The sequence below is a fragment of the Amycolatopsis rhizosphaerae genome, assembly GCF_007713715.1.
Lineage (GTDB): Bacteria > Actinomycetota > Actinomycetes > Mycobacteriales > Pseudonocardiaceae > Amycolatopsis_E > Amycolatopsis_E rhizosphaerae.
Map to the genome: position 1 here is coordinate 1 of NZ_VJWX01000365.1, position 7392 is coordinate 7392.

At 70.8% G+C, this 7392-nt stretch carries 7 protein-coding genes and 1 pseudogene; 4 read left to right on the forward strand and 4 right to left on the reverse strand.

The window, feature by feature from the left end; genetic code table 11:
• Together FNH05_RS38325 and FNH05_RS27440 are read left to right on the forward strand one after the other, a co-directional pair.
• Positions 1–632, forward strand: a pseudogene (locus tag FNH05_RS38325) (hypothetical protein); the annotation flags it as partial.
• A 7-nt stretch (positions 633–639) separates the two neighbouring features.
• The gene (locus tag FNH05_RS27440; RefSeq protein ID WP_144591690.1) at positions 640–1386 is read left to right on the forward strand and encodes an ESX secretion-associated protein EspG; all 747 of its coding nucleotides are present in this window, start codon (positions 640–642) and stop codon (positions 1384–1386) included.
• Between the two features lie 71 nt (positions 1387–1457).
• On the opposite strand, the gene FNH05_RS27445 is transcribed toward FNH05_RS27440, so the two are convergent.
• Positions 1458–2108, reverse strand: a complete 651-nt coding sequence (locus FNH05_RS27445; protein WP_144591692.1) for a hypothetical protein — start codon at positions 2106–2108, stop codon at positions 1458–1460.
• A 185-nt stretch (positions 2109–2293) separates the two neighbouring features.
• Between FNH05_RS27445 and FNH05_RS27450 the strand changes: the two genes are divergently transcribed.
• The gene (locus tag FNH05_RS27450; protein ID WP_144591694.1) at positions 2294–4387 is read left to right on the forward strand and encodes an ATP-dependent DNA helicase; all 2094 of its coding nucleotides are present in this window, start codon (positions 2294–2296) and stop codon (positions 4385–4387) included.
• A 53-nt stretch (positions 4388–4440) separates the two neighbouring features.
• Positions 4441–4791: a hypothetical protein gene (locus FNH05_RS27455; RefSeq protein ID WP_144591695.1), complete on the forward strand. Its 351-nt coding sequence runs from the start codon at positions 4441–4443 to the stop codon at positions 4789–4791.
• Positions 4792–4897: 106 nt separating this feature from the next.
• Here the strand turns inward: FNH05_RS27455 and FNH05_RS27460 are convergent, their stop codons facing one another.
• The 3 genes from FNH05_RS27460 to serB all read right to left on the reverse strand — a co-directional run bounded on the left by FNH05_RS27460 (position 4898) and on the right by serB (position 7352).
• Entirely contained in the window at positions 4898–5275 is a 378-nt protein-coding gene (locus tag FNH05_RS27460) for an OsmC family protein (protein WP_144591697.1), read from the reverse strand.
• A 101-nt stretch (positions 5276–5376) separates the two neighbouring features.
• A complete protein-coding gene (locus tag FNH05_RS27465) occupies positions 5377–6132 on the reverse strand; it encodes a peptidyl-tRNA hydrolase (protein ID WP_144591698.1) in 756 nt (251 codons plus the stop codon).
• The gene (gene serB, locus FNH05_RS27470; RefSeq protein WP_144591700.1) at positions 6129–7352 is read right to left on the reverse strand and encodes a phosphoserine phosphatase SerB; all 1224 of its coding nucleotides are present in this window, start codon (positions 7350–7352) and stop codon (positions 6129–6131) included. Before serB ends, FNH05_RS27465 begins: the two co-directional genes overlap by 4 nt.
• Positions 7353–7392: the final 40 nt, after the last annotated feature.

The following is a 7392-nucleotide window of genomic DNA, read 5'->3' on the forward strand; positions in this document are numbered from 1 at the left end:
CCGGTGGGGTGGGCGGCTTCCCTGGCCCGGCGCCGACCGGACGAACCGGGTACGACACGTCGACGCACACTTCCGCGGCGGACCCTGCGCTGACCAGACCGGTCGGCGGCTACCCGGGCGGAGCCAACGTCGGCTACCTGCCGGGCAACGCGCCCACCAGTGGTACCACCAACGGCTTCCTGCCGACCGGCGGGCTCGGCATGTTCGACACCGGCGGCGGCTCCGGTCCGTTCTCCGGTAGCGGTTCCGGCGGTGTCTCCGGTACCGGTTCCGGCGGTAGCGCGGCAGGCCGACTGTACGGCGGCGGCTCCGGCGGCGGCGACGCCGCGGGCGAGCGGGCGCTCGGCGGTGGGAAGTCCACCGGCGCGGGCGGAGGCACAGGCTCTGGTCCCGGTACGGCAGGCGAGAGCGCCGGTCGTGGTGGTGCGGCCGGATCGTCGGGCCGGGCCGGCAGTGCCGCGAGTCCCGGCATGGCAGGCGGACACGGTGGCAGGAAGGGCGAAGGCGACGAGGAGCACGACCGCAAGTACGTCCTCGACGACGACGAGGCGTTCCAGCTCACCGGCGAAGATGAGCAGCTGATCGACCCCGCCACCGGAATGCCGGTCGCCCCGCCCGTGATCGGCCGGTAATCCGCCGATGTGGTTCGAAAAGCCGGAGCGGTTCCAGCTCGACCAGCTCGCCGCGATGGTGACCAGAGCGACCGGGAACGGATTGCACATCGCGCTCGCGCCGCAGGCGATGTGGTACAGCGACGAGGCACGCGCCAGGTTCGACGCGGAGGTCGACGAACAGTCGGCCCGCTACGACAGGAAAACCCGGGGCGAGCCGGAGTTCACCGATATCGCGGAACTGCTCAGCACGCCGGGCGAGGCGCGGTACGGCTGGTACAGCGACCTGACGAACGACGTGCGGCTCGCCGCGCTGGTCGCGTCCGGTCCGCGGTTCGGGCTGATCGCGGTGCGCGAGAGTTCGGAGGTCTACCTCCGCACCTTCTGGCGTGACCACCTCAGCTCGGTCCTCGCCGCGATATTGCCCGCGGAGGTCTGGAAAGGTCAGTACGAGCCTTTCAGCGTGTCGCGTAAGGAGATTCTGGACGCCCGTGAGGAACGTTTCGGCGCGCCCCGCCCGAAACGGACCGTACTGCAGGCGGAAAGACTCATCGGCCTGAAACCGTATGCGATCGCGGAACTCTCCGCCGAGATGCGCGATCACCAGGGGCACCGGCGCCGCAGCGACCCGCCGCTTCGGGTTTACGACACCGATGAGGGCCGATGGACGGTGTCCGTCAGCCATCAATTCGGCGATGAACTGCTCCGGTTCGCCCCCGCCGATCTCGACGACGTCGCGCAGTCCCTGGACGGCTTGCGCCGCGAACTCGGCTGAGCACGAGAACAGCGGACGGGCGAGACGCAGCCGCCCCGCCCGTCCGGTGTTTCTCTTCTCCGGTGCCCCGCTCAGCCGCCGAAGGGATCGCAACTGGCGGTTCCGAGCACGATGTCCCCCGATGCCGGGCCGCCCTCCGGGAACAACCGGATGTGCAGCGCGTGTGCGGTCAGGCTGCCGTCCGGCGGGGTGGGCGCGATGAGCTCGTTCGCCACGATCTCGGCCACCGGCGGCGCGCCGGGGGTCCGGCCGGGAATGCTCATCGCGTAGTTCGCCGGAATCTCCTGCGGCAGGGTGATCCCGGTCACCCCGCTCAGTTCGATGCGGCCGCTGCTGCCGTTGGCCGTGGTCGAACAGGCGGCCGAGAATGCCCGCACGCGGATCACGGGACCACCGTAACGCTGCAGCACCGACGTTTCGAAGCGCTGCCCGGTGGCCTTGACGTTCGCGGTGCCGTCGGGGTTGAGGCCGCAGGTGCTGGTCGCGGTGCCGAACCTGGTGGCCGTGCCGACCCGCACCGGATCGCTCTGCCCCGACGGCGCGGTCCCGGTTGCACAGGGCGCCGTGGGATCCACGAACGCCCGCTGCCCGTCCACCGTGATGTCGGCGGCCCCCGCCGACGCGGACCCGGCGGCCGGATCCGCGGCCGCCCAGGCCGGTGCGGGGACCACCACCAGGCACAACGCCGCACCGGCCACCGCCAGCCGACTGGCCTTCCTCATGAACCGCTCCCTTCCACGAGCGACGAAGATCTTCCTCGTCATCGGCGCCCCGCGCGCCGGTCCTGACCCGGAATCCGCCATATCACCCGGAGGAGTGAGATGCGCTGGTCGTGCGGAAGACAGAGGGTGCGGGCGGGGGTGACGCCCGGCGATTTCCGACGGTGGGTGCCGGTACCGTTTGTCGGGTGCCCGCCCCTTCCGAACTTCCCGGTGTCAACGAACTCCTCAGCCACGCGGTGGAGGCGCTCGGCGGCGCCGAGCGTCCCGGCCAGGTGCAGATGGCCGAGGCGGTCGGCCGGGCGTTGCGGACCGGGGAGCACCTCGCCGTGCAGGCGGGCACCGGCACCGGGAAATCCCTCGCCTATCTGGTGCCCGCCATCCGGCACGCCATCGTCAAGGACACCACGGTGGTGGTCTCGACGGCCACCATCGCGCTGCAACGGCAGTTGGTCGACCGTGATCTGCCGCGGCTGGCAAAGGCGCTGAAGAAACCGCTCGGCCGCGAACCGACCTTCGCCATCCTCAAGGGCAGGCGCAACTACCTGTGCCTGCACCGGCTCGACTCCGGGGCCCCCGAGGAGCCGGAGGACCCGGGCCTGTTCGACCCGTTCGCGGTGTCGCGCCTGGGCAAGGAGGTCACGCGGCTGCGGGAGTGGTCTTCGGACACCGAAACCGGCGATCGCGACGAACTGGTTCCCGGGGTTTCCGAACAGGCGTGGCGGCAGGTCTCCGTCACCGCGAAGGAATGCCTCGGTGCCTCGCGCTGCCCGGTCGGCGCCGACTGCTTCGCGGAGCGGGCCCGTGCCGAGGCCGGACGCGCGGACGTGGTGGTCACCAACCATGCGCTGCTGGCGATCGACGCGATGCAGGGCTACCAGGTACTCCCCGAGCATGATCTGGTGATCGTCGACGAGGCGCACGAACTGGTCGACCGGGTCACCTCGGTGGCCACCGGCGAACTGACCGCGTCCATGGTGGCGATCGCCGTCCGCCGGTGCGGCAAGCTGATCGATGCCGATACCGCCGACCGGTTGCAGGAGGCGAGCGAAGGCCTGGCGCTCATCGTCGAAGACCTCCAGCCCGGCAGGCTCGATGCGCTGCCCAAGGCGCTGGGCGGGGCGGTCACGGCGGTCCGCGACGCGGCCCACGCCTGCCTGACCGCGCTCGGCTCGGACCGCAAGGAGGACCTCGACGAGGCCACCGCGCGCCGGCTCGCCCGTTCGCAGGTGGAGGAGGTGCACGACACGGCGACACGGCTGCTCGAGGCGTTCGACGAAGACACCGCGCACCAGCGCGACGTGGTGTGGTTGTCGGCCGACCGCTACGGCATGAGCAACCGGCCGCCCGCTCTGCACGTGGCGCCCCTGTCGGTGGCGGGTCTGCTGCGTGAACGCCTGTTCGGCACGACCACCACGGTGCTCACTTCGGCCACGCTGACCCTCGGCGGCGCGTTCGACACGCTGGCCCGCCAGTGGGGGTTGCCGCCGTCGGCCGAGGCCACCCAGAAGGCGACCGAAAAGACCGCCGGGAAGGCGCAGGCCGCACCGGCCGGGGACGCGGGCACCGCCACGGAGAAACCGGCACCGGCCGACGACGAAGACATCCGGTGGACCGGCCTGGACGTCGGGTCGCCCTTCGACCACCGGCGCAACGGCATCCTCTACATCGCCAAACACCTGCCCGCTCCGGGGCGGGACGGCCTGCAACCGTCTACTTTGGACGAGATCGCGGAGCTGATCGACGCGGCGGGCGGGCGCACGCTCGGCCTGTTCTCCTCGATGCGGGCGGCCAAGCAGGCCACGGAGGAACTGCGCGACAAGATCGGCTATCAGATCCTGTGCCAGGGCGACGACAGCACCTCGCTGCTGGTGCAGAAGTTCGCCGACGACCCGCGAACCTGCCTGTTCGGCACGCTGTCGCTGTGGCAGGGGGTGGATGTGCCGGGCCCTTCCCTGCAACTGGTGATCGTGGACCGCATCCCGTTCCCCCGCCCCGACGACCCCGTGCTGTCCGCGCGCCAGCGCGCCGTCGAAGCCCGGGGCGGCAACGGGTTCCTCACCGTGGCCGCCACCCACGCCGCGCTGCTGCTCGCGCAGGGCACGGGGCGCCTGCACAGGTCGGTGGGCGACCGCGGCGTGGTCGCGGTGCTCGACTCGCGCCTGGCCACCGCCCGGTACGGGGGCTTCCTGCGGGCCTCGCTGCCGCCCTTGTGGCCCACCACGGATCCGGAGACGGCGCGCGGGGCGCTGCGGCGGCTCGACGCGGCAGCCCCGGTCTGACGCGACGGGGCGCGGACGCTACCGTGAACGGAACGTAAGGACGAAGGAGCACTGTGTCCCAGGACCCGCGTCACGCGCAATCGCGTTCGGTCAGCGTCGACGACATCGGGGTGCGCCGCCAGCTCGCCGACGGCAGCGAGGAGTCGGTCACCTGGGAGGAGTTGTCCGCCGTCGTGATCAGAGTGATCCCCGAAGGCCCGTGGAAAGAGGACGTGTTCCTCATGCTCGCCGGCGCGAACGGCAACGGCACCGCCGTGCCCAGCGGTGACCCGGCCGCCGACGCGTTGATCGAACGGTTGCAGAGCCTGCCGGGGTTCGACAACGAGAAGTTCGTCGAGGCTATGACCACCGACGCCGACGAGGCGTACGTGGTGTGGAAGGCCGAGGACGCCTCCTCGAACTAGAAGACTGTCCCGATGGAGCAAGGGATGTTTACTACGGTTCGGGCCGTAGTAAACATCCCTTGCTCCCATTTCGAGAGGCGTCAGCGCTGCCCGTGCGGAGCCCGGCTCATTCGGCTGGGAACTCGTCGTACACGGGAATGCCCTTCTTCAGGGTCCGGCTGACCGTGCACAGGCGATCGATCGCCCGGTTGACGGCGGTGGCGAGCGCGGCTCGTTCCTCACCGTCCAGTGCGGACAAATCGACATCGAACCGGATGTGCAGGGCATCGAGTTCCGCGGCATCCTCCTGGCGGTCTGCCGACACCGCCACCGAAAACCGGGAATTGTCGCCGGGGCGGCGCATGATCAGCTGTTCCGCCGTCACGGCCGAACAGCCGGCCGTCGCGATCTCGAGCAGTTCGGCCGGAGAGAACGCGCCCTCGGCCCCCCGCTCGTTGCGCCCGAGAAATTCGTGCTCACCCACGCGCTGAACCTCAAGCCCCACAACCACTCCCTCCGCCGGAATCCACCCGGCTCAACCCTGCCCGGGCTCTTCCTGTTCCCCGCGGGGGGAATCCAAGGAGCCGGGACGGCGGATTCACCAAATCAACGCCATTGGGCCAGGACGGTGACGGTGCCGGGCGCGACCTCCGTGAAACCGGCGTCGCGGACCGCGATGACCTGGCGAGAGCGCCAGGCGCCCGCCGGGTCGTCACCGGGGTGCAGTTGCTTCCACTGCGCCACGGTCGGCGTCCGCACCGCGCACGCGTACTCGCGCGCCTTCCAGGCGTCGAGTTGGGCCGCGGTCAGCAGGGAGGCCAGGATCATCGTGGCGTGGCCGACCTGAGCGGCCGCCTTGCCCACCGTCATCGCGACCTCGGGGTTGAGCAGCACCAGCGGCACGTCCTCCGGTGCCTCGCCGGGCTCATCCTGGGGCAGGTCGCTGCCGGAGATCTGGAGCCTGCCGATCTCCTTGGGCACGTCCACCACACGGCCCGGCACGAGTGCCCGCACTTCGGCGCCGCCGACGGTCACTGTGACGCCCGGAAACGCTTGTGCCGCCTGCCAGTGCGCCCCGCGAGCCCGGCGGGCGACCTTGCGGATGTGACCGGAGATCCAGGCGTGCAGCGCGTCGTGCCATTCCCCGCCGGGCTGTGCGCGGTCGTCGAGGCATACGGCCACCGCGGCGGCCGCGGCGGCCTCCAGCAGCGGCGTCCGGCCGGGCGGGTCCGCCTTCTCCATGCGCAGGATGACCGGCATGGCCCGGACCTCGTCGGGGGCCGCCTCCGGCAGCGCGGTTTCCTCGGCGGGCAGCCCCAGCCAGTACGCGTAGCGGGCCGCCAGCGGTTCCAGTGTGCTCATGGCCGGTTGAGTTCGAGGCCGTCGGCCGCGTCGGCCGCCTCGACCTCCGCGCGCGTGACGCCGAGGACGAACAGCACGGCGTCCAGGTACGGGTGGGACAGGGCGGTGTCGGCGACTTCGCGCAGCGCGGGCTTCGCGTTGAACGCGATGCCCATGCCTGCCGCGCGGAGCATGTCGATGTCGTTGGCGCCGTCACCGACGGCGACGCACTGGGCGAGCGGGATGGCGTAGCGCTCCGCGAACCGCCGCAGTGCGATCGCCTTGCCCTCACGGTCGATGATGTCGCCGGCGACGCGCCCGGTGAGCTTGCCGTCGACCACTTCCAACTCGTTCGCGGCGGCGAAGTCGAGGCCGAGGTCGTCGACGATGCGCTGGATGATCCGCCTGAAGCCGCCGGACACCACACCGCACCGGAACCCGAGCCGCTTCAACGTGCGCACGGTGGTCCGGGCGCCGGGGGTGAGGACGATGGATTCGGCCACCTCGTCCAGCACGGACTCCGGCAAACCGGCCAGCAGGCCGACCCGGCGTTCGAGGGACTCGGTGAAGTTGAGTTCCCCGCGCATCGCGGCGTCGGTGATCTCGCGGACCTTCGGCTCGACCCCGGCGTGTGCGGCGAGCATCTCGATGACCTCGCCCTGCACCAGGGTGGAATCGACGTCGAAGACGATGAGCCGCTTGGCGCGCCGGGCGAGGCCCTCCTGCTCCACGGCGATGTCCAGACCGCCACTGGAGGCCTCGTCGGCGAGGGCAGAGCGCAGTTCGGCGTCGGCCTGCTCGGTGTCTTCCGGGACGGTCAGGTGGATTTCCAGTCCGGTGACCGGATAGTCGGCGATCCGGCGGATCGTGTCGATGTTGGCGCCGAGAGCGGCGATGCGCCGTGCGACGTCGGTGAACGCGCGCGCGGTCAGCGGGCGGCCCAGGACCACCGCGACGTGGGTGGAACCCGGCCGGGCCGGGGCGAACGGGTCCTCGCCGATAGCGTCGCCGATCTTGACCTCGACACGCATCGCGACCGTGGCCATGGCCTGTTCGACGGCTTCCTGCAGTCCTTCGGGATCGTGCTCGACCCCGACCAGGACGCCCAGCACGAGCTGTCCTCGGATCACCACCTGCTCGACGTCGAGCAACTCGACACCGTGCCGGGTCAGCGCGGCGAACAGGACCGAGGAGACGCCAGGCTTGTCCGGGCCGGTGGTCGTGATCAGGACAGGCGTCAGCTCACTCACTGTTCTTTTCCTCTGTTGAACGATCGAGGCC

Coding starts and splice junctions, on each gene's coding strand:
- FNH05_RS27445 (WP_144591692.1), bottom strand. CDS start 2,108: ATGAGGAAGGCCAGTCGGCTGGCGGTGGCCGGTGCGGCGTTGTGCCTG.
- FNH05_RS27465 (WP_144591698.1), bottom strand. CDS start 6,132: ATGAGCACACTGGAACCGCTGGCGGCCCGCTACGCGTACTGGCTGGGG.
- FNH05_RS27440 (WP_144591690.1), top strand. CDS start 640: ATGTGGTTCGAAAAGCCGGAGCGGTTCCAGCTCGACCAGCTCGCCGCG.